This window comes from Microbacterium sp. cx-59, assembly GCF_020805625.1.
In the GTDB taxonomy this organism is placed as follows: Bacteria; Actinomycetota; Actinomycetes; order Actinomycetales; family Microbacteriaceae; genus Microbacterium.
On sequence record NZ_JAJHGO010000006.1, the window covers coordinates 188,901 to 213,229 of the forward strand.

Below are 24,329 nucleotides of genomic sequence, written 5' to 3' on the forward strand. Positions count from 1 at the left end.
GGGCTGCGCCGGGTAGGGCTCGACGCTGTGCAAGCAAGGGCCGGTCGGTCGAGCGGCGATGCCGCTGGGGCCGATGTCGGAGGTTGGTGCGAGACTTATCTCAGGTCGAAAGCAGCCGCTTTTGGTCCGTTTCATCGCCGAGTGCCCCGGCGAGCTGCGACAGCGCGTGAGCGTTGCCGCCGTCTCAGGAGGGGTGCCATGGGCCGTGACGGGGTCATCGGTTTCAGCGACGCCGACCAGGCCGCGCTGAGCGAGATCGCGCACGCCGTCGAACAGGCGAATGCCGCCGTCGCCGCATCGAAGGCGCAGCTGACTCGAGCGCTCGCTCGGGCCGAGGAGCTGGCTCGAGCGCAGAGCGCGGGCTCTCCGCGCCGGGTGCGCGACCACGATATGGCCCAGCGCGCGATCGCTCTCGAACTCGGCGCCCGTTCACGGGTCTCCGACCGCACCATGCAGCGCCGGATGAACGCCGCCGCCGAACTCTGCGAAAACTATCCCCTCACCCTCGCCGCCCTCGCCGACGGCCGCATCCACGAGGGGCACGTGCGCCTGATCGTCGAAACCGGAAGCGTCCTGCCGCCCGAGGCGCGTGCCGCGTTCGACGCGGAGGCCGTGCGGCGGTGCGAGACGGACACCCCCGGGCGCGTTCGGGCCGGGCTACAGATCCTCGCCGAACGTCTGCACCCCCGCACCCTCACCGAACGCCACGCCGACGCACGCGAAGAGCGCCGCGTGTTCTTCACTCCCCTGGGCGACGGAATGAGCCACCTCGGACTCATCGTGCCCACCGTCATCGGCGAAGGCATCTACGACCGCGCCACCCGGATGGCCCGCGCCCTCACCGACCTGCGCACCGGGGCCGCACAGCGGCTGCGGGAATCCCGCGCCGCCGGGCTCCCCGACGACCCCGAAGACACCGCCCACGCCACCGACACCCGCACGATCGACCAGGTGCGCGCCGACCTCCTCGCCGACATGGCCCTCACCGCGCAGCCCAACGCCGATCCCACCCGCACCGACGATGGTCCGGGCACCCTGGGTGCGATCCGGGCGCACGTGCAGGTCGTCGTACCCGTGCTCACCCTCCTCGGCACCGACGACTCCCCCGCCGACCTCGCCGGACGCGCACCCATCGACGCCGACACCGCCCGACGCCTCGCCGGCAGCTCCACCACCGGCTGGGACCGCATCCTCACCCACCCGATCACCGGGCAGGTCCTCGCCGTCGACCGACGAGACATCCCCCCGGGCCTCCGCCGACAAATCACCGGCCGCGACCAGCGATGCCGCGCACCCGGATGCGCCGCACCCGCCATCCGATGCGAAATCGACCACGTCCACGACTGGGCCGACGGCGGACCCACCCGCACCGACAACCTGCAATGCCTCTGCCAACGACACCACTCCATGAAGCAATTCACCGCCTGGCGCGTGCAGATGTTCGACGACGGGGTCGTCGAATGGACATCACCGCTCGGCGCGAGGTATCCCGACCCGTCGCCACCCACCGCGGTGCACTTCACACCCGACGACGAGCGGTCACCCTACCGAGACGTCATGACGACGGCGCGACGAGACGACGAACCACCACCGTGGGAGAACTCCGTCTAGGTGGCATGCAGGAGTCGCACATCTCGGAACTGACCGGCGTCGACAGCGCTGGCTGCGGAACATCCGCCTGTGCGGGGGCGGGGGCGTGGGCGTGGGCGTGGGCGCAGGGTGCCGGCGTGGGCAGGACCCTCGGGCACGCACACCACGCAGATCGCGGCACACGGCACGCGACTCGCAGCACGCAACACGCGACTCGCAGCACACGTCACACGACTCGCGGCTCGCGGCACCCACATCGCGGCTTGCGGCTTGCGGCTTGCGGCACGCAGATCGCGGCTCGCAGCACGCGGCTCCCAGCACGCGGCTCGCAGCACGCGGCTGGCGGCTGGCGGCTGGCGGCTGGCGGCTGGCGGCTGGCGGCTGGCACGGTGCTCATCACGCAGATGCTCGACGACCAGAACCTCGGGTAATCGAGAGTCTGGCGAGGGCCCCGGGGAGGCGCAGACCCCGGAGCCCTTTTCGCGCGCCGCCGCGGTTCAGACGAGCAAGGCGCGCAGCCGGGCGAGCTCTTCGCCGCTCAGGCCCAGGCCATCCGCCGCGTACCCCTCGATCGTTCCGAACTGCGCGCGCATCTGAGCGAACGCCGCATCCAGGTAGCTCTCGCGCACCCCGAGCACCGGCATCAGCACCTCACGATCCACGCCGTGCTCCTCCGCCTGACGGAACACCGGCTCGAGCGCGGGAAGCAGATCGGTGTTGGTCTGCAGGTAGTCCGCATACATATCGTCTGCGCCAACCCCCGCGACCGACAGGAGCGAGGCGGCCGCCCACCCCGTGCGGTCCTTCCCGGTGGTGCAGTGGAACAGCGCTGCTCCCTCGCGGTTCTCATCGAGCAACCCGAGGAACAACGTGCGATAACCCCGAAGCGCCGACGGAAGCCGCACCAGATCGCGATACGTCTCCTCGAAGAGGCGCTCGGCCTGACCCCCGGCGAGCGACGCCGCGAATGCCCGCGGATCTCCCGAGAGGTCTCCGAGCCGCGCGGCGACGCTGAGCGAACTGTCGGCGAGCACGTCGAGCGGGACGCGCTCGATCTGTTCCGGCAGGTGGTCGGGCGCAGCCTGAACCTCGTCGGCGGTGCGCAGGTCGTAGACCGTCCGCACGCCCAGGGCGGCGAGCGCCGACGCGTCCGCATCCGTCAGCGAAGACAGCGTCGCCGACCGGTACACGACTCCGCTCTTGGTCGGCCCGTCGGGAGTGACAAGGCCGCCGAGATCACGGAGGTTGGGAGCGCTTTGAATCTGCACTCTCCGGCTGGGCTCGCCCGTCATGCGATCTCCTTCTGTCGTTCCGTCTCACGCACGGGGTCCGCTGGCATCGGCCGGGAGGCCACGCTCATGACCCCGATGACGCACACTCCGATCACGGCGGTCCACACGATCATCCCCGGGGTGAGCGGCCGGGTGAACACGATGAACGCCGAGCACAGTGCCGCGACAGCGATGCGCAGCGGCATCCGCCACCGGTACAGCCACTCCCCGGTGCGTCCCGTGGTGATGCCATGCACCTCGGCGCGGTTGCGGATGGTGGCCAGCCCCGACGCACCGAGACCCCGCACCGTGCGGGCCCACTGCCACGGGCCCGCGAACAACGTCACCACGAACACGGTCGCCGCCAGCACCCCCACCACCACGACCATGCTCGAAACGAACCCGAGGATGCCCGCGTAGAGAGCGACCGCCGCATCGTGCGGGATCGCGGATGCGACCTCCACCGCGAAGAGATTCTCTCCGACGCCGATGCCGCCGCCCACCAACACCATCGACAGCAGCAGCGCACCCGAGGCCCACAGCAGGGCGAGCGAACGGCGACGCGCAACGAGCACGCCGGCGGCCAGGAGCAGCAACCCGACCCAGGGAAGCCAGACACCCACGGCGACCACGACCTGGTAAAGCGCGACGTAGCTCGCGGCCGAGCTGGACTCCGCGATCACGATCGTTCGCGAGATCGTCGGGATGCGGTCGGCGAGCGCGAAGCCGTTGTCGAGCAGGCGCTGCTTCACGGACTCGATGATCGGCCCGAGCTGCAGGCTGACCTCCTGGTTCTGCCCGATCGTGATCACCGCATCCGCCTGGCCCGTCGCGGTGTTGACCAATTGCGTGTGGGCGGCGGTCAGGGCTTGTCGCCACACCTGCGAGAAGGCGTCGGAGCGAACGAACTCGGTCACCGTGCGCTGGATCATCCCCTCGACCCCGGCCACGGCCGGCGCCTGCAGCAACCCCAGCGCCGCTTTTGCGCGCGGGTCGATGTCGAGGCCGGCCAGCCCGGAGAAGAGATCGTCGGCGAGCGCCTCGATATCGAGTGCCGACTCGATCGCGGTCACGGCCTCCGCAGCGACGAAGTCCTGCACCGCCGGGTCATCCGCCAGCGGGGCGAACGTGTCGACGAAGTACGCCGTGTCGGTGAGCTCGTGATTCGCCCACGCCGAGACCACGGCGACCGGCGCGACGACCGCCCCCACGGTGATCAAGACCGCCGAGAGCACTGCCCACCCCCAGGCCGTGCGTGCGGCTCGCGCCGGCCGCTCGGGGCGCGTGCCGGAGCGCCCGTCCGCGAGTTCGCGGCGCAGCGCGTCATTAGCCGTCTGCAGATCGGCGAGCTGCGCGCGCAGTTGCTCGGTCGTCGATTCCACGAGCGGTCAGATCACTTCGGGACGCGGCGGCGTCCACGTACCGTCGAGAACGGACGGGAGCGGACGGTACAGGCGCAGCACGTAGTTCCAGCCCGGCATGATCGGCAGCGCGTTGTCTGCGCCGTCGAGCTGCACGCCGAACCGGATGGTGACCGCACCATCCGCATCCGGCGTCGCCGTGAGGCTGTTGATGCTGTTGACGCCGAGCGCGTTCTCTTCGAAGTAACCCGCCGCGTTGTACAGCGACACGGACCAGAACGCTTCCACGGGTACATCTTTGAGCCGGAGGCGGTACTCGTCAACGGGAAGACCCTCATCGACGCTGACGTACGTCGCCTCGTACTCGGGCAGGCCGCCCCATCCCGATGCGGTGCCGAGCAGATGCAGGATCGGGTCGACCTCCGCTTCGGTGCCGAAGGAGTGGTCGTACTTGCTGACACCCCGGGCGAGCGTGAGGATCGCATCACGCGTTTCGGTCTGCGACGGTTCGTCGTACTCGGGCAGCGGGAACGCGCCCGCACCGCCGCCGTCGATGCGCAGCGCATTCTGCAGCGCATTCACCTCGGCGACGTCGTCGGGACTGTTCGGGTCGACGAGGATGCGCACAATGAGCGCGGCGTAATCGGTGCCGACCAGCTCGCGGGTGAGCAGGTGCGTGCCGGGGTCGCGCAGGATGACCGGGCCGTAGTGGTCCTGGCTGATCACCCACACGGAGATGTAACGATCGCCGGTATCGGGGAGCGTGACGGTCACGCCGTCCCGAACGTCGACGATCGCGCTGCTGTAGAGCGTGTCGCGGTTCTGGCGAATGATGGGCTGATCGTCGAGCGGCTTCAGCTCGTAGGTGTGGTTCCACACCCCGACCCCCACGCCCGCGGCGAGCCGCGCGAACATGAGGTCGGTCTCGGCGCGGGCGAAGTTCACGACATTGACGGGGATGGCAGTCACGGGGTTCCTTCCTTCGGTGGGCGGGGGCGCCGACGCACGGCGCCCCCGCCGGGGTCAGTGGAGCAGACGCGCCTTCGCGGCGGCGAATTCGGCGTCGTCCAGCACGCCCGCGGCGCGCAGGTCGCCGAGCTTCTGCAGTTCGGTGACGAGGTCGACGGATGCGTCCGCCGGCTGCTCAGCCGCGTGTTGTTCGGCCGCGAACTCGTCGTGCGCCTTCTTCTGCTGGTGAGCGGTGATTCCACCGCTCACCGCAGTGGCCGTGCCCGCGACGACGGCCGTGCGCGCCGCGAGCCCGATCAGGCCAGGACGCCCGACCCTGCGCAGGAACGCCACGTCAGATCACATCCCGGGTGCGGAGAAGGCGGTCATGCCAGCGCCTTCGCCTTCAGGATCGCGAACTCGTCCGGGCTGATCGAGCCGGCGTCTCGCAGAGCCGCCGCCGCCGCGATCTCGTCACTGGGGCTGCGTCCGGCGACCTCGCGGATGTACGACTCAGCCGCCGTCTGCGCGGATCGCGCGGCGCGGTCGCTGCGGGCCGCCATGCCCGACCCGCGGGCGATGAGGTAGACGAGCGCCGTCAGGAGCGGAACGAAGATGAGGAACAGAATCCAGACGGCCTTCCACCACCCGCTGAGCGCGTGATCGCGGAACAGATCACCGACGATCGAGAAGAGGGCGAACAGGTAGCTGATGAAGACCACAGACCACAGCATCCAGCCGAGGATGTCCCAGAATTGCATGTGCGATTTCCTTTCGATTCGGGTAACGCGCTGCGTCGCAGCGCGCGAGGGATTCAGAGCGAGCCGATGCCTTTACCGAGCATCAGTACTCCGATGACCACGAGGAGCACCGTGGTGATCACCACGTTCTCTCGGGCGAGCCACCGACGGAGGGCCTCCATGGGCTGCCGAAGTCGGCCAGCCGCAACGAGGAAGGCAACGACCGGGACGAGCACGGTCGACACGGCGCACAACACGAACACGGCGATCGCGACGACCTCCGACCCGATCGGCACCCCCGCTCCGGCGATGATCACGCTGGCGCTCGCCGCGACAAGGAGGTTCTTGGGGCGCGGAACAGAGAGCAGCAGACCCAGACCGAGCGCACGGCCGAACGTGAACGAATCGATCGCCGCCATCCACTTCGGGAGCGCCGGTTCTTCACCCGCCTGCGGCCGACGGCGCCACTGCACGACGGCCAGAAGAAGAAGGAGAGCGGCGAGCACGAACTGCACGACGGCGCGGGTGACGTCGGGCCCGTCGGAATCACCCTGCGAGGGCAGCGCGCTCGCGATGAGCACGAAGACGACGACCGGGATCGTGACCCCGAGCGTCCAGCCGATGAGAAAGCCCGGACCGGTCCGGCGCGCATTCGGCGAGAGCAGCATCAGGATGACCGCCACGATCGTCAACGGGCTCACCGCGATGGCGAGGGTGAGCGGAAGCAGCTCACCGATGACAGGACTCAGCACGGTCGGGTTCCTTCCGAAGATGCGAGCGAAGCGGATGCGGCGGCGCGGTTCGTCGAGAACACCGTGTCGCCCGCGCGGACGACACCGAATCGAGCGAGACGCGCCCGCGCATTGCTGCGCACCCGGCTGAACTCAAGCTCGATCCGCGCGGCGGCAAGCCAGGTGCGCAGACCATCGAACTCGTCGGCACCGGTGACATCGACGTCGGTGACGGCCTCCATGTCGACGACGAGACGGTGGACGTCGTCCGGGCCGCCCGCATCCGTGATCGCGGACTTCACCGCCTGCGTGAACACGGCTCCGTTCGCGAAGAACAAGGGCGCCGCCATCCGGATGATGATGGTCCCGGCCGCGGTGGTCTGGCCCGCCGTCGTGCCCTCGACGAGCGCGTGGGCGGGATTTCCGTCGTCGGCGAGCACGTCGATCGTCGGGGTCGCGGCCCGCCGCGCGAGATTGATCAACGCGAGCACGAACGCTACGACGATGCCGGCGATCGACCCGACCGTGAGCGTGACGACGAAGCAGACGACGGCGATCCAGAACTCGAATCGCGAGAGCCGCCACAGCCGGCGGAGCTCTCGGAAACCGAGCAACGGCAGGATCGCGACGCCGACGATCGCGCCGATGGCGGGCGCCGGAATCTCGGCGAGCAGGTCGGTACCGAACAGGAGCAGCAGGAGGGTGCCGCCGGCGAGGACGAGCGAGGGCAACTGCGTGCGCGATCCCGCACGGTCCATCGCCGCGGTGCGGCTCGTCGAGGCCCCGAGCGCGAACGATCCGCTCGCCCCCGCGGCGATGTTCGCGACGCCGAAGGCGAACAGATCGCGATTCGGCCGCGTGGCGTACTGGTGCTTCTCACCGTAGGAGCGGGAGACGAGCAGGCCTTCGGCCGAAGCGACCATCGCGAGAGCCAGGGCCGAGGGCACGAGCACCAGCCACTGCGCCGCATCCAGCACCGGCCACGTCAGATCCGGAGGTCCCGCGGGCACGGCGCCGAGCACCTGCACCCCGGCCGCATCGGCGTGCGTCAGCGCCACGGCCGAGGTGGCCGCGACCATGACGACGAGCGCCCACGGCACGGCGCGCGCGAGGCGCTGTCCGATCAAAAGGATCGCGGCGGCGCTCACCGCGATGAGCATCGACCACGGGTTGGCGTCCGCGAGGCCGGTCGCGAGAGCCACGACCTTCGCCGTGAACTCCGCGCCGGAATCGACGTGCACCCCCAGCGCCTTCGCGACCTGCGAGACGAGGATGTCGAGCGAGAGTCCGCCGACGAAACCGATCAAGATCGGCTTCGACAGGAAGGTCGCCAGGAAGCCGAGCCGGAACACCGCCATCAGCAGGAAGACGACCCCGCAGATGACCGCTTGCGCCAACGCCATGACCGCGTAGCTCTGCGAGCCCGCGACGGCCAGGCCCCCGAGCGACGACGCGACCAGCGAGGCCGACGCCGCATCCGACGACACGACCAGCTGCCGCGATGACGCCAGCAGCGCCCACACCAGGGCGGGAACGACGAGGGCGTACAGACCCGCGGATGCGGGCAGCCCGGCGATCTGCGCGTAGCCGATGTTCAACGGGATCGCGATCGCGACCAACGTCACGCCGGCGAGGAGTTCGCCGGCCACGTTGTGCCGGTTCAGGCCCGGAATGAGAACTCGCATCGGGGCAATAATCCCGATTGCGGGGTGCCGGAACGGGCGCTCTCATCCTTCTCGGATGAGGCGCCGTTCTTTGTGACGCTCGCGCCCGGGCTATGTGACGCGCGCACCCGGGTGCGACCCGGTGCGGCGATACTCTGAGAGCCATGATCGACGCCGTGCGCCGGGAACTCTCCGCGGGGAGGACCGAGGCTGCGGCCCGTCTTCTGCGGCGCAACTGGCTTCGCCTCGTGCTGGAGTCTCGGACGAGCGAGCTCGAAGAGCTCTGCATCGAGTTTCCCGACGGCCACGACCCGCACATCCTGCTGATCCGGGCGTGCTGCAGAGACCTGGCCGGCGATCAGCACGGCGCCGCATTCCTCCGCGGGCAGGGGATGCGCGTCGCCGCGGACGACTTCGTCGTGTGCTTCACGACCCTCCTCCTCGCGCCCGACAACGCCACGAAGGCGGCCACCGCAGACCGCGCGCGCGACGCCCTCGCCCAGTGCGGACCGGAAGACGACTACCCGTCCGCGCTGTTCCTGCTCGGCTGGACGGAAGTGCGTCTTCGGCGGAACTTCGCCGACGCGATCACTCTTCTGCGCTCCGCCAGTGACGAGGCGCGCCTGCAGTCGCGCGAGGAGACGTTTCGGCTCGCGCAGTCGAACCTCGCGTTCGCGCTCACCCAGGCGGGCGCCTTCACCGAGGCCGAGCGGATTCTCGACGGTCTTCCCGCCGCGCCCCGGCAGAGCGACTGGGATCGCTTCGAAGGGGGCCTGCCGCAGTCCAATCGGGGAACCATCGCGTTCTGGCGCGGCGACTTTCCGGAGGCCGTGCGGCTTCTGGACTCGATCGTCGTCGAGGGAAGCCCCGGCAACGATTTCGAGGCGCAGGCCCGGCTCTACCTGACGTTGAGCCTGATCGCCCTGGGGCGGGCGGAGCGTTACCCCGAGGCAGCGCGTCTCCTGCAGGGCGTCAGCGCGGCCGACAAACACGGCATCTCCTGGGGCACGCTGCGAAGCGTCGTCGGCGCCTGGCTCGCGCACGCCGAGGGGCGCGACGAGCGGGCGCTGGCGATCGCCGCTCCCGCCCTGGTGCGAACCGGAGCGGCCGTCGCACACGCTCTCCTCGGCGAGCTCTACGCGCGGCTCGACGAGTTCGACCGTGCCCGACAGGCGCTTGCCCTCGCCGCCGCGATGCCTCTCCCGCAGTACGCGCTCGTGAGCACGCTAGTCACCTCGGCCGTGCTCAGCGCCGCATCCGGTCGCGGACGACAGGCGCACGAGTATCTCGACCGCGCCCTGGAGCTGGCCGCGCGGGAGGGCGTTCTGGCGCCCTTCCTCACGTCCGACCCGACGGTCGGCGATCTTCTCGCCGCGCACGCGAAACGAGGGTCGCCGCACGACCCGCTCCTGCGCGCGATCTTCGCGCAACGCGACACCCTCTCGCGGCTCGTCACCGGAATCCTGACCCCGCGGGAACGCGAGGTGCTCGCCTACCTCCGCACCACGATGACCGCCGAAGAGATCGCCACGCGAATGGACATCGGCTACCCGACGGTCAAAACGCACATCCGCGCCATCTATCGCAAGCTCGACGTCCGCACCCGACGAGCCGCGATCCAGGTCGCAGACTCCCGGTAGGGGTGGGGTCGGGTTTCGGCGGGCGGCGGGGTTCTGCGGATGCGGTCAGGGACGCGTGATCCGCGGCATGGGAGCAGTTCCGCTGTCATCCTTGATGAGCGTCTTCAGCATCGCCCGGAGCAGCTCACTGTCTCGCCCCGTCGGATCGAACGGACGCTCCTTCGCGAGAAGCGCGAGCGCATCCGGAAGCCCCACGGTGGGCACCGCATCCGGCCACATCACTCCCTCGACGACCCCGAGACCTTCGGGGCGCGGCATCATCACGACGAGCGGCTGCACCCGGAGCCGGATGCCGCTCCCGGTGAATCGTGCCCCGAACCGGTCGGTGGCGAACTGCATGTTCCGGGTCATCCACCGCGGCTGGCCGACGTAGCCGCCCGTGACGTTGTCGACGGCGACGAGCTGGTGATGCGATCGGCCGTCGCCGTCATCCACCGCCTCCGTGACCCAGGTGACGTCGCCCTGCGCGAAATTCTTCACGTCGATCAAGAACACGGATCGGCCCGTGATGATCACGCAGTCGACGTCTGTCGGAAACTCGGCGCTGGCCCCCAGCGTCTGATCGGGCATGTGCACAGACCAGAACGTCGCGAAGCGGTCGAGAAGACCGGCCTTCGCGAGCGCCTTCGCGAAGTTGCGCTCGCCCTGCCGGCCCAGCTCCGTGGCCACTTCGGGATACCCGGCCGCCTCGAGTCCGACGCCCGGAACGCCGTACATGTGCGGCGGTTGCCCCAGCGAGACCCCCGCAAGATCATCGGGCTCGTACCCCGTCAACGCACCCGGCCGGCTCGCCTGCGCCACCGCGCTGTGCGCGCGTTCGACCCGTCGCGAGTACTCCAGCTCGCGTTCGCGATTCGCTTCGATCCGCCGCTGCTCCGCGCGCCGCGCATCTCGCCGCACGTCGGCACGCCGCGCCACTCCGATCGATGCATCCGCGATCTCGCGCGTCACGAACGCAACGAGGAAGAGCACCACCCACACGACATGAATCTGAGCAAGGGATGCCGGCACCGCCAGCTGCACGATCGAGAACGTCGTCCAGCCGCCGAACGCCTGCACGACGAAGAGGAGAAGAATCCACGCGCGCGACCACCCGGTGATGCGGCGACGGCACACCGGCCACAGCAGGAACACTCCGATGAGCAACCCCACCGCGACGAACGCCCACGCCTGACTCGTCAGTCCCGCGAGCGCCCAGCTCACCGCATTGACGACAGAAACCACGACCATGACGATCGTCGCAGCGATGGATACGGCGCGGTGCCGGGATTCGAGAGTTCCCATCGGTCCCAATCTGTACGGGCGGATGCGCGGGGGCGGTGATGCGGGGTCGTGGCGGTCGGCGGTGCGGTGCTCGTTCTGGATCTTATCCTCCACAGGAAGCTCTTTCGGGGAGTTCTCCACAGGTCTGGAATGAGCCGCTGATCTGGGATGTCGATGTCGGAGGCCCTTCGTAAAATTGGGGCATGGCAACGAGCGCGTTTATCGGATTCAGCGACGCGGAGACCGCGACGCTGGCCGATATAGTGCACGCGGCGAGCGCCGCAAGCGCAGATGCCGCCGCCGCCCAGGCGCGCATGAGTCGGGCGCTCGCGCGCGCCCTCGAGCTGGCCGAACAGCACACCGCGCACGCGTCGTCATCGGTGAAGGCAACCGAGATGGCACTGCGTGCGATCGCAGCCGAGCTCGCCGGGGCGATCCGCAGTTCCGACCGGTCGGTGCAGCGGCAGATCAACGACGCCGGCCTGCTGGTGGACGGATTCCCGGCGACGCTCGATGCGTGGGAGGCGGGCACGATCACTCGCGCTCATGTGCAGCTGATCACGGAGCTCGGGCGGCCGCTTCCGCCCGAGGTGCGGGCCGAGTTCGAGCAGCTCGCGCTGATCCGCTGCGAAGACGAGACCGCGGGGCGCCTGCGGGCGGAACTGGCGATCCTCGCGGAGCGACTGCATCCGCGCACCCTCACCGAGCGGCACGCGGAAGCCCGCGAGGATCGCTGCATCCGCACCTTCGTCGTCGGCGACGGCATGTCGGGGCTGACCCTCATCGCCCCGACTCTGCACATCGACGCCATCTACGACCGGCTCACACGGCAGGCCGCGGCCACCGTCGACGCGCGAACCCAGGCTCGAGAGCGCGTGCGGGCGCGGGCCGCAGCTCAGACTCGAGCTGCAGGCGGCACCGGTGTCGGTGTCGGTGTTGGTGCGTCCGATCAGGACGAGATCGTGGCGTCCGATGAGCGCACCGTCGATCAGTTGCGCGTTGATCTGCTTACCGACATGCTGCTCACGGCGCAGCCGGGTGCCGACCCCACACGCACCGACGATGGGCCGGGCACGCTCGGCGCCATCCGCGCGAAGGTGCAGGTCGTCGTGCCCGCGCTCACCCTGCTCGGCGCCGACGAGCACCCCGCCGACCTCGTCGGCCGCTCCCCCATCGACGCCGCGACCGCACGCGCCATCGCCGGAGCCGTGAACAGCGCCTGGGACCGCCTGATCACCGACCCCGTCACCGGTGCCGTGCTGCACACCGATTCCCGGTTCGCGAGCGACCCGATGCGCCGATTCCTGACGGCCCGCGACCGACACTGCCGTTTTCCCGGATGCCGTGTGCCCGCCATCCGCTGCGAAATCGACCACACCATCGACCATCACCTCGGCGGACCCACCGACGTGGAGAACTGCGAAGGCCTCTGTCAACGCCACCACAGCATGAAGCAATTCACCGCCTGGCGGGTGCGGCAACTCGGCGGCGGGGTACTCGAATGGACCTCCCCACTCGGCACCACCTACATCGACACCCCGCCGGCGCCGACCGTGCACTTCATTCCCGACGATCCCGGCGGTCCCCCGCCCGGAGTCGAACCCGGCGGTCCCCCGCCCGATCGCCTGCCGCAGTTCTGATGCGGGCAGCATTCCTGCCACCCGCATGACTCGCGTTGCACGGCTGCACACGCGCACACGTGAAGGGGGCGCACCGCAACGCGGCACGCCCCCGATTGCACTCCGACGGCGTCAGTCCGCGCGGCGACCCCGGCGGGAACGAAGGATCCCACCCACGATCAGCGCACCCGCGGCGACGAGCAGCGTACCGAGCACCGAGACACCCGTCACGGCGAGCGCCGACACCCCGCCGCGGGTCGGCTCCTGCGAGACCGGGCCGCCCTCGATCGGCTGATCGATCGGGATGATGACCGGCTCCTCGACAGTGGGAGCCTGCACCGTCACACGCTGCCAGCCGAGAACGTCACCGGCCGCCGAGTACACCGCGACACGGTGCTCACCGAGCGCGAGACTCGACGGGGTGCTCACGCGCAGGGTCGAGCCCGAACCCACGGTTCCGGTGCCGAGCACCGCCGGCGTGGAGAACGCGAACACGTGCACCGTCTCGCCCTCGTGACCTGCCGGCACGGCGACCGTCAGCTCAGCCCCGGCGACGAACGGGTTCGGTGTCACCGCGATCTTGCCCTCGAGATCGGCGGCCAGATCGGACTCGGCCGGCGTCCAGCCCGCATCCTCACCGATCACGACGACGGCATCGAGCGCCTTGCCGTCACGCGAACCGATCGACTGCACGAACGACAGACCGTACGAGCCGGAACCGGCCAGCGGCTCGGTGAGCGCCACCGTCCACGTGCCGTCGGCAGCGACCTCCGCCTTCCCGAGCAGCACGCCGTCGGACTCGACGCGCACCGACGCACCGGCGTGACCACGCCCGGAGAGCGAGGCGATCCGGCTGTCGTGCGGGTAGACGCTCGCGAGATCGGTCGTCACCGCGAAGCCCGCCCCCGTCGCGTCGATGTCGACACGGTTGTAGAGGAACTGGTCCGCCTTCAGGGCGTGATCGACGATGCGGGTTTCGCCGACGCATCCGTTCCAGCCGTGCTCGGGCTCGGAATCCCACGTCGACGCGCCGATGATCCACGGCATGAAGTTCGACGCCATCATCCCGCCGACCTGCGACGCGTTCCGCAGCACCGGCACCCCGTCGACGTACATGATCGCCGTGTCCGCGATCGGGTCGTTGACGATGGCGACGTGGTGCCAGGCGCTCTGCATGATCTCGCCCGACCAGAGTGTGTAGCTCTGACCGCGGTCGGAGGTGGCGGCCGAGTACTGGTACTCGCGCAGGCTGGAGATACCGAGCCACGCGACCCCCGCACCGGGGTCGGAGCTGTCGGCGATGCCGGTCCACGCGCGAGACCCGCCGCGGGTCAGCGCGGCGCTCCAGCGGTTGGCGCTCTCGGTCCAGGTCGCGTCGAGCTGCAGGAACGTCTCGATCGTGTAGCCGTCCTCCGCGTTCAGATCGGCGAACGTCGCCGGAGCGCCGTACTCGGTCGTGATGTACGACAACCGGTCCGGTCCACTCGGGTTGCGGGTCGCGCCGGTGAAGCAGATGGCACCCGGGTCGGCCGAGTACAGCGCCCGGTTCGTGTGCGTCACGTTCACATCTTCGAGAAGCTCCGGGTGATCGGTGGTGTCGACCGCGTTGCGGTACATCGGGCTCGAGCCCGCCACATCCGGGATCACCGTCGTCTCATCGACGACGCCCGTCGCCACATCGCCGAAGCGCCAGTGCGCGACGGTTCCGTCGACCTGCGGGTAGTCGCTGGGCGCGCCCGCATCCGCACGAGTGCCGCTTCCGTCGCCGCCGACCCATCCTTCCGACACGATCTCCTTCGCGCGCTTCGACAGGTCGGCGTTGTTCTCCTCCGCCGCATCCGTCGTCCAGCCGAAACGGCCGTTGAAGTCGAACGCGAAGCTGAACGACTGGCTGGGGCCGGTGAGCACGGGCGTATCGGATGAGGCCCGCGAACCCGCGTCCTTCTTCGTCACCCACGGCGACACCGACTCGACGTCGATCTTCTGGTTGCTCAGATCGAACTCGAACAGCGTCAAGATGCCGTTCCCTCCGTCGGCGGCCATCTGGTAGTCGGTGAGGATCTGGTGCACCGGGTGACCGAAGTCGTTGGTCAGGGTGCGTTTGGTCGCGCCGTGGAAGTGACCGTTGACCGTCAGCATGATCTGGTCGTTCTTGCGGATCAGCCGGTCCCAGAGCAGGTCGCCCCACCACCAGGACGCGGGCGACGCCTGGTCGGCGGCGATGTTGATGATCGCGTGCGACGACAGCACGACGGGGATGCCCTTGTTCTGGTCGAGGATGCCCTGCGCCCACGCGAACGTGTCATCGGAGGCGTTCCACGCGATCGCGAGCGACATCCAGGTGTGGCCCTCGGCCTCGAACAGGTACGCCGACGAGAGTCCGTCCTGGAACGTGCCGAGCAGCGTGCTCCCGGTCGCCGCCGACTGCGCAGCCATCGCGGACGCACCGAAACGCGCGCGGTAGTTGCCGGAGATCCCGGTCGACGAACGGGCGTTCATGTCGGAGACGTCGTGGTTGCCGGGAAGGATCGAGTAGGGCACTCCCCCGGCGGTGAGCATGTCCATGGCCTTGTCGGCGGCTTCCCACTCGCCGGTCACACCCTGCTGGTCGACGACATCGCCGACGTGTACGGCGAACGGCATGTTCAGTTCACGCTGGTTGTCGACGATCCACTGGGTCTGCACCTCGAACGGGTTGGTGCCGTACTTCGGGTAAAACTGCGACGCGCTGTACCGCGAGTAGAACTGCGTGTCGGGGAGCACGGGAAGGATGAAGCTGGAGCCGTTGTCGGCGTCGGGGGCGGTCGGTGGCGTTGCCGCCGTGGCGACCGTGGCGCCGGTGGTGGCGAGGCCGAGAGCGACGGCGGTACTGACGACCGCGGCGAGCGTTCGACGCAGGGCGCGTCGAGGGGCAGGTGATTTCACGGGGTTCCTTGCGAGAAGTGGGGAAAGCGGATGCGGGTCAGCGCGCGGACGGAGCGGATGCGGGTCCGTAGACCTCGAACTCGGAGAGCGACATCCAGGTGGAGGTCGATTTCGTCGTGATGACCACGCGGGCGCCGGTCGCGAGCACCGGCTCGCTGTCGACCGTCAGCTCGAGCTGCGGCGTCGCGTTCGTGTACGGCCAGGTGAGGTTCTTCGCCGGAAGGTCGACCCATCCGCCGGTGAGGTTCCGGTACTGCACGGTCGCGGTGCCCACGTTGAGCTTCGCGTCGGTGCCGCGATCGAAGACGGCAGCGCCGGTGATCTGCTGCGGCTGATCGAAGAAGTACGTGGCCCGGTTCAGCGTCACGCGGTTCGCCGCGCCGCCGCTTCGCCAGTCGGAGAACCCGACCCGGTCGCGGTTGCCGTCGTTGAGCGCGGAGCCCTCGCCGAACAGCACGCCGAAGTGGATGCCCGCACCCCGCGCGATGTTGACCTGCTCGGTCGCCACGATCGTCACGACGAGCGATGCGGAGAATCCGCTGCTCGCTGCCGCCGGCACGGTGAAGGTTCCCGGCTGGGCGGCCGCCGCATCCGTGATCCCCGTCCAGTCCCAGACGACCGGGGCCGACACGGTGGCGGACGACCCGGAGACCCGGCGCTCGACCCGCGCCGGCTCGAGCATGCGAAGCTGCTTCACCGTGATGCCGACGTGACCGCTGATCGTGGCGGGGATCGCGTCACCGAGCGAGCCGACGACGTACTGCGCACTGACGGGCACGGTCTCGCCGAGCAATCCGACGCCGGTTCCGGAGACCGTGACGGTCCCCTCGGACTGCCACACCTCGGGGGCGGGCATGTTCCAAGAGATCGACGTGAGAGCGGCCGTCGCCCCCCAGCTGTACCGTGCCGTGCGCTCCGACGGCAGAACCGGGATCGCGCCCAGGTCGGTGCGACCCGAGAAGACCGCCACCTCCGGGATCACGGAACGCAGCAGCCACTTCTGCACGGCGGCGGTTCCCGAGTCGTAGGTCTGGATCTGCGAGGTGTCGGCCGTCTTCCAGTCGTACATGTCGAGCGCCGCGGTGCGACCCTGCCCGTCGGGCTGAACGTTGTGGAGGTAGACGGCACCCGATCCGGCATCGACCGCGACCCACTGCGCGTACGGGTCCTGTGCGGCGGCGGCGATGTCGACCGTCCGAGCGGAGAGGAAGCGGGGAGCCGCCGACTCGTTCGCGTTACGGACGAGAACCTCGCCCTCCGGGTTCGCGAACACGTACGTCGCCGTCTTGCCCGTCACCGGGTAGGCCGTGATGGTCTGGGCGACGAGGTCGGGGCCGTTCGTGCCGCGGGCGAAGATCGCCGCGGCGGCGGGCTGGTTGTCGGCGCCGGTGAGCTGGGCGCGATCGTTGCCGATCTCGAGCACCTTGCCGCTCGCGTGGACGCTCTCGATCAGCATCTGCTGCGGGGCGCCCACGCCCGCAGCCTCGGTCAGGGCCAGCGCCGCGGGGGCGGGAGCGGCGGCGGAGACACCGAGAACGAGGGCGAGCGCCCCGGTCACAGCGGTCAAGATACTCAGTCGGGTTCGGCTCGTTGTTCTCATTCGCATTCTCATCTGTCGGGGGTCACGCTCGGGTGCGCGGTCCGTCAAGCAACGTAACGACGCCGAACGACCGTCCGTGAACGAAAGGAACCCGCGAAGTGAACGCGACCTGAGCTACGGGAATCGGGGCTGCCGGTGGCCCGACCTAGAGTGGGCGTGTGGCAGACGGCGAACGGGGTAAGGGCTACTGGATCACGCAGATCTCCGTGCTCGGTGGCTTCGGCGTCGTATCTCTGGCCACCGGCATCTTTCTGTGGACCACGGACTTCGACAACCACGCCGGCGACGGATTCATGGCGCTGCTGGTCAGCATCCTCTTCTTCGCCGTCCTGTACCGGGTCACGCGCATGTACCGCGCGATGTCGGAAGACCAGCGCGCGGCGTACGCGTGGGCGATCACCCAGATGCACGCGGCCGGCGTCGGCAGCGACCGAGACATGATGGCGGTCGCCGCGCGCGCCCGGGCGGGCACGCTCGAACCGGATGAGCTCCGCGCCCTCGAGACGATGCGGCCCGGGCACCCCTGCCCCGGCGGCGCGCACCCGCAGGGACAGGCGCGTCCGGGCCCGCGCCAGTACGACACCCCGCGGCAGGCGACCGCGTGGACCGCTGCCACGATCACCGGGTTCGTGCTCTCGTTCCTTCCCGTGCTCGCGCTGATCGGATTCGTGCTGAGTGCGGCGTCGTTCCGGCACCTCGGCCGCACCCTGCAGCCGCGGCGGCTGGCCCTCGCCGGCATCCTGATCTCGATCGTGATGATCGCCGCGACGATCGCGCTGCTGGCGTACTTCGCGGCGCTCGGCAACGCCAGCATCTGCGCCGACCTCGGCCCCGGCGTGCATCTCTCCAACGGGCACGAGTACACCTGCGAGTAAGGGGTGTGGGTCTGGGGAGTGCGGGATAGCCTCGGCAGGCCGCCGGATTCGACGTGATCGAAACGCACCGCCGCGCCACCCGCGGCGAGAGACCGGTGGGCGCGGTGATCGGTGAGCGTCGCCGCACTCCTCCTCCCCAGGACGCTGATTCGGGGAGCTCTCCACGGGTCTCGAATGAGCCGCTGACCTGGGGAGCCGATGTCGGAGGCTCTTCGTAAAATTGGGGCATGGCAACGAGCACGTTCATCGGATTCAGCGACGCGGAGACCGCGACGCTGGCCGACATCGTGCACGCGGCGAGCGCCGCGAACGCGCAGGTCGCGGCGGGGCAGGCGCGCATGAGTCGTGCACTCGCGCGCGCCCTCGAGCTGGCCGAGCAGCACACGGCGCACGCATCCTCGTCGGTCAAGGCGACCGAGATGGCACTGCGTGCCATCGCAGCCGAGCTCGCCGGAGTCATGCGCACCTCCGACCGTTCGATGCAGCGGCAGATCAACGACGCGGCGATGCTGGTGGACGGATTCCCCGCGACGCTCGATGCGTGGGAGAAGGGCACCATCACTCGCGCTCATGTGCAACTGATCACGGAGCTCGGGCGGCCGCTTCCGCCCGAGGCCCGTGCCGAGTTCGAGCAGCTCGCGCTGATCCGCTGCGAAGACGAGACCGCGGGGCGCCTGCGGGCGGAACTGGCGATCCTCGCCGAGCGGCTGCATCCGCGCAGCCTCACCGAGCGGCACGCGGAAGCCCGCGAGGATCGCTGCATCCGCACGTTCATCGTCGGCGACGGCATGTCGGGGCTCACCCTCATCGCCCCGACGCTGCACATCGACGCCATCTACGACCGACTGACGCAGCAGGCCGCGGCCACGGTCGATGCGCGCGGCCAGGCCCGCGAGCGGATGCGGGCGGCGGCTTCGGGCGGCGCGGCGGGTTGTGGTGACGCAGCGGGCGGTGTCTTCGATCAGGACGAGATCGTCGCGTCAGACGCACGCACGGTCGACCAGCTTCGGGTCGACCTGCTCACCGACATGCTGCTCACGGCGCAGCCGGGTGCCGACCCCACGCGAACCGATGACGGGCCGGGCACACTCGGCGCCATCCGCGCGAAGGTGCAGGTCGTGGTGCCCGCGCTCACCCTTCTTCGCGGCGACGAGCACCCCGCCGACCTCGTCGGGCGCTCCCCCATCGATGCCGAGACCGCGCGGCTTCTCGCCGGAACGGTCGATGAAGCGTGGGACCGCCTGATCACCGACCCCGTCACCGGCGCCGTGCTGCACACCGACGCGCGACTCGCGAGCGCGCCGATGCGCCGGTTCCTCGGCGCCCGCGACCGACACTGCCGTTTTCCCGGATGCCGCGTGCCCGCCATCCGCTGCGAAATCGACCACCGTCGACCATCACCTCGGCGGCCCCACGGCTGTCGACAACTGCGAGGCCCTCTGTCAACGCCACCACAGCATGAAGCAATTCACCGCCTGGCGGGTGCGGCAACTCGGCGGCGGGGTACTCGAATGGACCTCCCCACTCGGCACCACCTACATCGACACCCCACCCGCCCCGACCGTGCACTTCATTCCCGACGATCCCGGCGGGCCTCCCCCACCGTTCTGATCGATGGGTCGACCCGGCCGTTTGCGTGAGGGTCAGCGAACCCGCATCCGGGTGCGACCGGCACGCAGGCGGGAGTACTCGACCGACACGACCGCGACGATCGCGAGCACGCTGACGCCCGCGAACAGCATGATCCTGGCGAGACGAACGTCGACGAGCGATCCGTCCGCGGCGAGCACGATGCCTGCGACGAGCAGCAGCATCCCGATCGTGGCGGCGAACACGGCAAGAGCGGTGGGGCGGGGACGAACCATGAGGACTCCAATGTCCACGGCGATCCAGCGAGGAGCTCTGGTTCGGCGAGCATACCGGGCATCCACCCGCATCCCGCAACGCCGCGCAGACTGTGGACAACCGGAGGCGACGACGCGAACTCGCCGATCAGGCCGGACCTCGCTCAGGCCGGCGCCTCGCTGCGACTCACGACTCCCGCGAGGAATCCACCGACGAACGTGTCGCCGAGGCCGATCGTCGTCGGCGACGCCGTATCGATGACGTGGGCGGCGACGCCCGCCGCATCCGGCACCGCACCCTCGACGGCCGCCACCACGGCCAGCCCCCCGGGATGCCGGGGCAGCTCCCCCGTCACGTCGAGATCCGCGCGATCGAACACGTCACCGAGCCGGTACCGGGTGGCCGCCATCCGCACCGCGCTGTCGAGCGCGGTGCGCGTTGTCGCGGCGCTCGGCCCGACCCCGATCGCCCAGTACCGCGTGTGCACGACGACGACGGGCGCCGGAATCAGCCGGCGCACCTCTGCCAACGCCGCGACGACATCATCGGGGTCGAGAAGATCCACCGGACGCTGCACGTACTCCTGCAGTTCGTCCTCGTTCATGCCGTACACGTCGATCCACGGCAGCAGGTGCGCCCGGATCGTCTCGGCGAACTCCCGCACGTAGAAGCCCGCGTCCTCGTAGTACACGAGGGCGTCCTCCGGCAGCCGCACCATCGCTGCAGTCAGCTCACCCAGCCGTCGCACGAGCAGATCGTGGTCCTGCATCGTGTTGAACCCCGACACCAGAAAAACGCGCGCGTCGGCGAGCGCATCACCGAGATCGGCGGCGATCGCCATCTCCCGGTTCGGTGGATCGTTCGCGAAGATCAGCCGATTCGGGGCCGGCGAGACGACCTCGCCATCGACCAACCGCACGACCGTCGCCGCCGGGTACTGCACGATCAGGTGCGGATCGAGCGTGTCCTCGGTCGCCGAACAGACCGACGTGATCGACGCCGGCAGCAACCGCCGCACGTTTTCGTCGATGCTCACCAGATGCTGCACGGTCGCAACGCCCACCTGATCGAGCGCGAGCCCCGCCCGCACCCCGGTGCCGCCGAGCGTCACCTTCGTCGTGAACCGAGACGCGAACCGCTCGAGCGTCTCCGACGACTCGACGAAGAACTCGCCGCCGGCGCCGGTCGCCACGAACGCGAGGATCGTGACGACCAGCGACCGTTCATCGGTGATCGGCGCGGTCGCCGACAGCTCACCGACCCGGATCGCGTACGAGCGGGCGAGCCCGTCGAGCACCCGAGGATCCCAGTGCACCTCGAAATCGACGGTGCCGCCGAGCCCGAGAACGAGAGAACTACCCATGACGCGATCCTGATCCTCCTGCGGCGTTAGTACAGCGACGCCTTGCCGGCCGCGCCGAACAGATCGATCTTCTCGGCCGCGGTCACCTTCATCGCCGCGATGGCCTCCGGCTGGATCGCGTTCGGCTCGCGCAGACGCTCGTCGGTGCCGAGGATCTCGCGCATGCGGTTGTGGTACGACACCTTGATGTCGCTTGAGATGTTGATCTTGTTGACGCCGAGCGACACGGCGCGGGCGAGTTCCGCATCCGGGTTCGACGACCCCCCGTGCAACACGAGCGGGATGCCGACGGCCGCCTTGATCTCTTCGAGCAGGTCGTGACGCAGTTCCGGGTTCTTATCGGCCGGGTACAACCCGTGCGAGGTACCGATCGCGATCGCGAGACTGTCGACACCCGTCTCGGCCACGAAGCGCACCGCGTCCTCCGTGTTCGTGTAGATGATCTCCGCCGCGCCCGACTCGCCGTAGCTGTCGTTCGCGCCGATCGTGCCGAGTTCGCCTTCGACCTGCACCCCGACCGCGTGGGCAGCCTCCACGACCTTCCGCGTCAACGCCACGTTCTCATCGAACGGCAGCAGCGAGGCGTCGATCATGACCGAGGTGAACCCGGCCTGGATCGCGACGATCATCTGCTCGTACGTGCCGCCGTGATCCCAGTGGATCGCGACCGGCACGCTCGAGCGGTGCGCTCGGGCGTGCATCGCCTGGATCAGGTCGGTCGTGACGTGCGAAACCTCATCGGGGTGGATCGCGATGATGACCGGGGCGGCCTTCTCCTCGCTGATGTCCATGATTCCGTTGAACATCGCCCAGTCGCTGATGTTGAACGCCGGGATGGCGAAGTTGTGGTCGTTCGCGACGTCGAGGATGGACTTGCCGGTGTACAGCACTGTGGTTCTCCTTCGTGTGAGGTGGTTCGAGGATCGGGAAAGCGTCAGCTCTTCACGGAGCCGGCCGTCAGCCCGCTGATGAAGTAGCGCTGCAGAACGAGGAACAGGATGAGCACCGGGATCGAGCCGAGAATGCTCATCGCCATGATCTGGTTCCACTCGTACGAGTGCTGACCCATGAGCAACTGGATGCCGATGGGCACGGTGCGCATGTCGGTAGTGCGCGTCAGCGTCAACGCGAACAGGTACTCGTTCCACGCGATCATGAACGTGTAGATCCCGACCGAGACGATGCCCGGAACGGCGATCGGCACGAGCACTCGCCAGAGGGCCGTGAACGACCCGGCACCGTCCATGCGCACGGCCTCATCGAGCTCGCGCGGCAGCGTGTTCAGGTAGCCGGTCATCATGATGATCGCGTACGGCAGCGTGAACACCATGTACGTGAGGATCAGCCCCGCGTAGGTGTTGTAGAGCCCGAAGCCGACCATCAGGCCGAAGTAGGGGATCAACAGCGTGATCGGCGGCACCGCCTGCACGCTCACGATCACGACGTTCAGCACCCGCTTGCCGCGGAACTCGAACCGGCTGAACGCGTACGCGGCCTGGATGGCGACGAGGAGCGTGAGAATCGTCACCGCCCCCGCGACCACGTAGCTGTTGATGAAGAACCGCACGGTCTCGGGGTTCGTCAGGATCGCCGCGTACGCGTCGAACGAGAATGATTCGGTGATCAGGCGCGGCGGCAGTTCGAAGATCTCGCGATTCGACTTGAACGAGCTCGAGAGCATCCAGAGCACCGGGGCCGCGGCGAACACGGCGCCGAGGAGGAGCCCGATGATGACGCCGGCGCGGGCGAGGCGGGTGCGTTTCTTCGCGCGGGTGCCGGGCCGCGGGCGGGGGCCCGCGATCAGCGCCGCATCCGATCGGGTCCGCGACTTCGTGGAGATCGACATGTCAGTCCCTCGCCTTCTGGTGACGCACGTAGAACACCGCGAGCACCATCGACATCAGGAGCACGAGCACGGCGGACGTCGCGGCTTGCGCGAAGTCGTAGTTCGCGAATGCGAGCTTGTAGGTATAGGTGCTGAGCACCTCGGTCACATCGATCGGCCCGCCCCCGGTGGTCATCCAGATGAGGGCGAATTGCTGCGACGTCCAGATGAGGTCGAGCAGCAGCAGGCTGATGATGATGGGGCGCAGCTGGGGGATGGTGACGTTCCAGAAGCGCTGCACACTGCTTGCGCCATCGACGCGGGCGGCTTCGTTGAGGTCCTGCGGAATGCCCTGGAGCCCCGCGAGCAGACTGACCATGAAGAACGGGTACCCCGCCCAGATGTTGATGAACGTCACCGTGCCGAGCGCGAGCTGGGGGGAGGCGAGCCACTCGATGTTCGAGTCGAGCAGGAAGTTGATGATGCCGTTCGGGGCGAGCAGCATTCGCCACAGCACCGCGATCACGGCGGCGGTGAACAGCCACGGCAGCACGTAGATGGCCCGGAAGATCGCCCGCGGCACGGCGCTGATCAGCGGGCTGTTCAGCAGCATCGCGAAGGTCAGCCCCAGCACGAGGTGGGCGGCGACGCTCGTGACCGTGAAGATCAGCGTGTTGCCGGTCGCTTTCCAGAACCCCGGGTCGGTGAGGATGGCGACGTAGTTGTCGAAGCCGACGAGGTCGGTCGACGAGCCCATGATCGCGCGGTCCTGGAACGAGTAGCCGATCACCATCACGATCGGCACGATCATCAGCACGAACAGAAGGATGAGCGTGGGGGCGAGGAATCCGTAGGACTCCGCGGCCCGCCGCAGGTGGCGGCGCTTCTTCGCCGCCGGCACGCCAGTGACGAGCGTCTCGGTATCCGGAGCCGTCAGTGATCGCATAGTCATGGGAACGCCTTTGTGAGGGGTCGGGGGGCGCAACCCAGGGGTGCGCGGCACCCGACCCGGGCGGGCGGGATCAGCACAAGGCGGGCCACGCGGTCTGCGCCCGCAACAGCCCAACCC

At 69.0% G+C, this 24,329-nt stretch carries 20 protein-coding genes; 5 read left to right on the top strand and 15 right to left on the bottom strand.

Annotated features, from left to right (window positions below; genetic code table 11):
- The first annotated feature begins 198 nt into the window (after nucleotides 1-198).
- Nucleotides 199-1,611: an HNH endonuclease signature motif containing protein gene (locus LMI96_RS07300; protein ID WP_228361008.1), complete on the top strand. Its 1,413-nt coding sequence runs from the start codon at nucleotides 199-201 to the stop codon at nucleotides 1,609-1,611.
- A gap of 476 nt (nucleotides 1,612-2,087) precedes the next feature.
- On the opposite strand, the gene LMI96_RS07305 is transcribed toward LMI96_RS07300, so the two are convergent.
- The 7 genes from LMI96_RS07305 to LMI96_RS07335 are packed head-to-tail and all read right to left on the bottom strand — an operon-like array spanning nucleotide 2,088 to nucleotide 8,326.
- A complete protein-coding gene (locus LMI96_RS07305; protein WP_228361009.1) occupies nucleotides 2,088-2,882 on the bottom strand; it encodes a tyrosine-protein phosphatase in 795 nt (264 codons plus the stop codon).
- On the bottom strand, nucleotides 2,879-4,243 hold the full coding sequence (locus LMI96_RS07310) for a hypothetical protein (protein ID WP_228361010.1): 1,365 nt from the start codon (nucleotides 4,241-4,243) through the stop codon (nucleotides 2,879-2,881). Before LMI96_RS07310 ends, LMI96_RS07305 begins: the two co-directional genes overlap by 4 nt.
- A gap of 6 nt (nucleotides 4,244-4,249) precedes the next feature.
- Complete coding sequence (locus LMI96_RS07315) at nucleotides 4,250-5,191, bottom strand: DUF1214 domain-containing protein (protein WP_228361011.1); 942 nt, start codon at nucleotides 5,189-5,191, stop codon at nucleotides 4,250-4,252.
- A 54-nt stretch (nucleotides 5,192-5,245) separates the two neighbouring features.
- Nucleotides 5,246-5,524, bottom strand: coding sequence for an SHOCT domain-containing protein (locus LMI96_RS07320; protein ID WP_228361012.1), 279 nt, complete (start codon nucleotides 5,522-5,524; stop codon nucleotides 5,246-5,248).
- A gap of 32 nt (nucleotides 5,525-5,556) precedes the next feature.
- Nucleotides 5,557-5,931, bottom strand: a complete 375-nt coding sequence (locus LMI96_RS07325; RefSeq protein WP_228361013.1) for a PLDc N-terminal domain-containing protein — start codon at nucleotides 5,929-5,931, stop codon at nucleotides 5,557-5,559.
- Between the two features lie 53 nt (nucleotides 5,932-5,984).
- Nucleotides 5,985-6,662: a GAP family protein gene (locus tag LMI96_RS07330; RefSeq protein WP_228361014.1), complete on the bottom strand. Its 678-nt coding sequence runs from the start codon at nucleotides 6,660-6,662 to the stop codon at nucleotides 5,985-5,987.
- Nucleotides 6,656-8,326, bottom strand: a complete 1,671-nt coding sequence (locus LMI96_RS07335; protein ID WP_228361015.1) for a SulP family inorganic anion transporter — start codon at nucleotides 8,324-8,326, stop codon at nucleotides 6,656-6,658. Before LMI96_RS07335 ends, LMI96_RS07330 begins: the two co-directional genes overlap by 7 nt.
- Nucleotides 8,327-8,469: 143 nt before the next feature.
- Between LMI96_RS07335 and LMI96_RS07340 the strand changes: the two genes are divergently transcribed.
- Entirely contained in the window at nucleotides 8,470-9,945 is a 1,476-nt protein-coding gene (locus LMI96_RS07340) for a LuxR C-terminal-related transcriptional regulator (protein ID WP_228361016.1), read from the top strand.
- Nucleotides 9,946-9,990: 45 nt separating this feature from the next.
- Here LMI96_RS07340 and LMI96_RS07345 read toward each other — a convergent pair whose 3' ends face one another.
- Entirely contained in the window at nucleotides 9,991-11,229 is a 1,239-nt protein-coding gene (locus LMI96_RS07345) for a nuclease-related domain-containing protein (protein WP_223721654.1), read from the bottom strand.
- A 182-nt stretch (nucleotides 11,230-11,411) separates the two neighbouring features.
- On the opposite strand from LMI96_RS07345, the gene LMI96_RS07350 reads away from it, so the two are divergent.
- Nucleotides 11,412-12,848 (top strand): HNH endonuclease signature motif containing protein, encoded by a 1,437-nt coding sequence (locus tag LMI96_RS07350; protein WP_228361017.1) that lies wholly within the window; start codon nucleotides 11,412-11,414, stop codon nucleotides 12,846-12,848.
- Nucleotides 12,849-12,959: 111 nt separating this feature from the next.
- On the opposite strand, the gene LMI96_RS07355 is transcribed toward LMI96_RS07350, so the two are convergent.
- Both LMI96_RS07355 and LMI96_RS07360 read right to left on the bottom strand, forming a co-directional pair.
- Nucleotides 12,960-15,752 carry a LamG-like jellyroll fold domain-containing protein gene (locus LMI96_RS07355; RefSeq protein WP_228361018.1) on the bottom strand — a complete coding sequence of 931 codons (2,793 nt, stop codon included), beginning with the start codon at nucleotides 15,750-15,752 and terminating at the stop codon, nucleotides 12,960-12,962.
- A 37-nt stretch (nucleotides 15,753-15,789) separates the two neighbouring features.
- Nucleotides 15,790-17,319: an Ig-like domain-containing protein gene (locus LMI96_RS07360; protein WP_228361019.1), complete on the bottom strand. Its 1,530-nt coding sequence runs from the start codon at nucleotides 17,317-17,319 to the stop codon at nucleotides 15,790-15,792.
- A gap of 191 nt (nucleotides 17,320-17,510) precedes the next feature.
- On the opposite strand from LMI96_RS07360, the gene LMI96_RS07365 reads away from it, so the two are divergent.
- Both LMI96_RS07365 and LMI96_RS07370 read left to right on the top strand, forming a co-directional pair.
- Nucleotides 17,511-18,227 (top strand): hypothetical protein, encoded by a 717-nt coding sequence (locus tag LMI96_RS07365; protein ID WP_228361020.1) that lies wholly within the window; start codon nucleotides 17,511-17,513, stop codon nucleotides 18,225-18,227.
- 227 nt (nucleotides 18,228-18,454) lie between these two features.
- The gene (locus LMI96_RS07370; RefSeq protein WP_228361021.1) at nucleotides 18,455-19,867 is read left to right on the top strand and encodes an HNH endonuclease signature motif containing protein; all 1,413 of its coding nucleotides are present in this window, start codon (nucleotides 18,455-18,457) and stop codon (nucleotides 19,865-19,867) included.
- A gap of 3 nt (nucleotides 19,868-19,870) precedes the next feature.
- On the opposite strand, the gene LMI96_RS07375 is transcribed toward LMI96_RS07370, so the two are convergent.
- The 5 genes from LMI96_RS07375 to LMI96_RS07395 all read right to left on the bottom strand — a co-directional run bounded on the left by LMI96_RS07375 (nucleotide 19,871) and on the right by LMI96_RS07395 (nucleotide 24,212).
- Complete coding sequence (locus tag LMI96_RS07375) at nucleotides 19,871-20,092, bottom strand: hypothetical protein (protein ID WP_228361022.1); 222 nt, start codon at nucleotides 20,090-20,092, stop codon at nucleotides 19,871-19,873.
- Nucleotides 20,093-20,235: 143 nt separating this feature from the next.
- Nucleotides 20,236-21,435, bottom strand: coding sequence for an ADP-dependent glucokinase/phosphofructokinase (locus tag LMI96_RS07380; protein ID WP_228361023.1), 1,200 nt, complete (start codon nucleotides 21,433-21,435; stop codon nucleotides 20,236-20,238).
- A 26-nt stretch (nucleotides 21,436-21,461) separates the two neighbouring features.
- Nucleotides 21,462-22,325 (bottom strand): ketose-bisphosphate aldolase, encoded by an 864-nt coding sequence (locus tag LMI96_RS07385; RefSeq protein ID WP_223721646.1) that lies wholly within the window; start codon nucleotides 22,323-22,325, stop codon nucleotides 21,462-21,464.
- 44 nt (nucleotides 22,326-22,369) lie between these two features.
- The gene (locus tag LMI96_RS07390) at nucleotides 22,370-23,281 is read right to left on the bottom strand and encodes a carbohydrate ABC transporter permease (protein ID WP_223721645.1); all 912 of its coding nucleotides are present in this window, start codon (nucleotides 23,279-23,281) and stop codon (nucleotides 22,370-22,372) included.
- A 1-nt stretch (nucleotide 23,282) separates the two neighbouring features.
- The gene (locus LMI96_RS07395; protein ID WP_228361024.1) at nucleotides 23,283-24,212 is read right to left on the bottom strand and encodes a carbohydrate ABC transporter permease; all 930 of its coding nucleotides are present in this window, start codon (nucleotides 24,210-24,212) and stop codon (nucleotides 23,283-23,285) included.
- Nucleotides 24,213-24,329: the final 117 nt, after the last annotated feature.

Excerpts from the sequence above, each read along its gene's own strand:
- LMI96_RS07300 (WP_228361008.1), top strand. The coding sequence starts at position 199 with ATGGGCCGTGACGGGGTCATCGGTTTCAGCGACGCCGACCAGGCCGCG.
- LMI96_RS07305 (WP_228361009.1), bottom strand. The coding sequence starts at position 2,882 with ATGACGGGCGAGCCCAGCCGGAGAGTGCAGATTCAAAGCGCTCCCAAC.
- LMI96_RS07325 (WP_228361013.1), bottom strand. The coding sequence starts at position 5,931 with ATGCAATTCTGGGACATCCTCGGCTGGATGCTGTGGTCTGTGGTCTTC.
- LMI96_RS07335 (WP_228361015.1), bottom strand. The coding sequence starts at position 8,326 with ATGCGAGTTCTCATTCCGGGCCTGAACCGGCACAACGTGGCCGGCGAA.
- LMI96_RS07340 (WP_228361016.1), top strand. The coding sequence starts at position 8,470 with ATGATCGACGCCGTGCGCCGGGAACTCTCCGCGGGGAGGACCGAGGCT.
- LMI96_RS07345 (WP_223721654.1), bottom strand. The coding sequence starts at position 11,229 with ATGGGAACTCTCGAATCCCGGCACCGCGCCGTATCCATCGCTGCGACG.
- LMI96_RS07350 (WP_228361017.1), top strand. The coding sequence starts at position 11,412 with ATGGCAACGAGCGCGTTTATCGGATTCAGCGACGCGGAGACCGCGACG.
- LMI96_RS07370 (WP_228361021.1), top strand. The coding sequence starts at position 18,455 with ATGGCAACGAGCACGTTCATCGGATTCAGCGACGCGGAGACCGCGACG.
- LMI96_RS07375 (WP_228361022.1), bottom strand. The coding sequence starts at position 20,092 with ATGGTTCGTCCCCGCCCCACCGCTCTTGCCGTGTTCGCCGCCACGATC.
- LMI96_RS07380 (WP_228361023.1), bottom strand. The coding sequence starts at position 21,435 with ATGGGTAGTTCTCTCGTTCTCGGGCTCGGCGGCACCGTCGATTTCGAG.
- LMI96_RS07390 (WP_223721645.1), bottom strand. The coding sequence starts at position 23,281 with ATGTCGATCTCCACGAAGTCGCGGACCCGATCGGATGCGGCGCTGATC.
- LMI96_RS07395 (WP_228361024.1), bottom strand. The coding sequence starts at position 24,212 with ATGACTATGCGATCACTGACGGCTCCGGATACCGAGACGCTCGTCACT.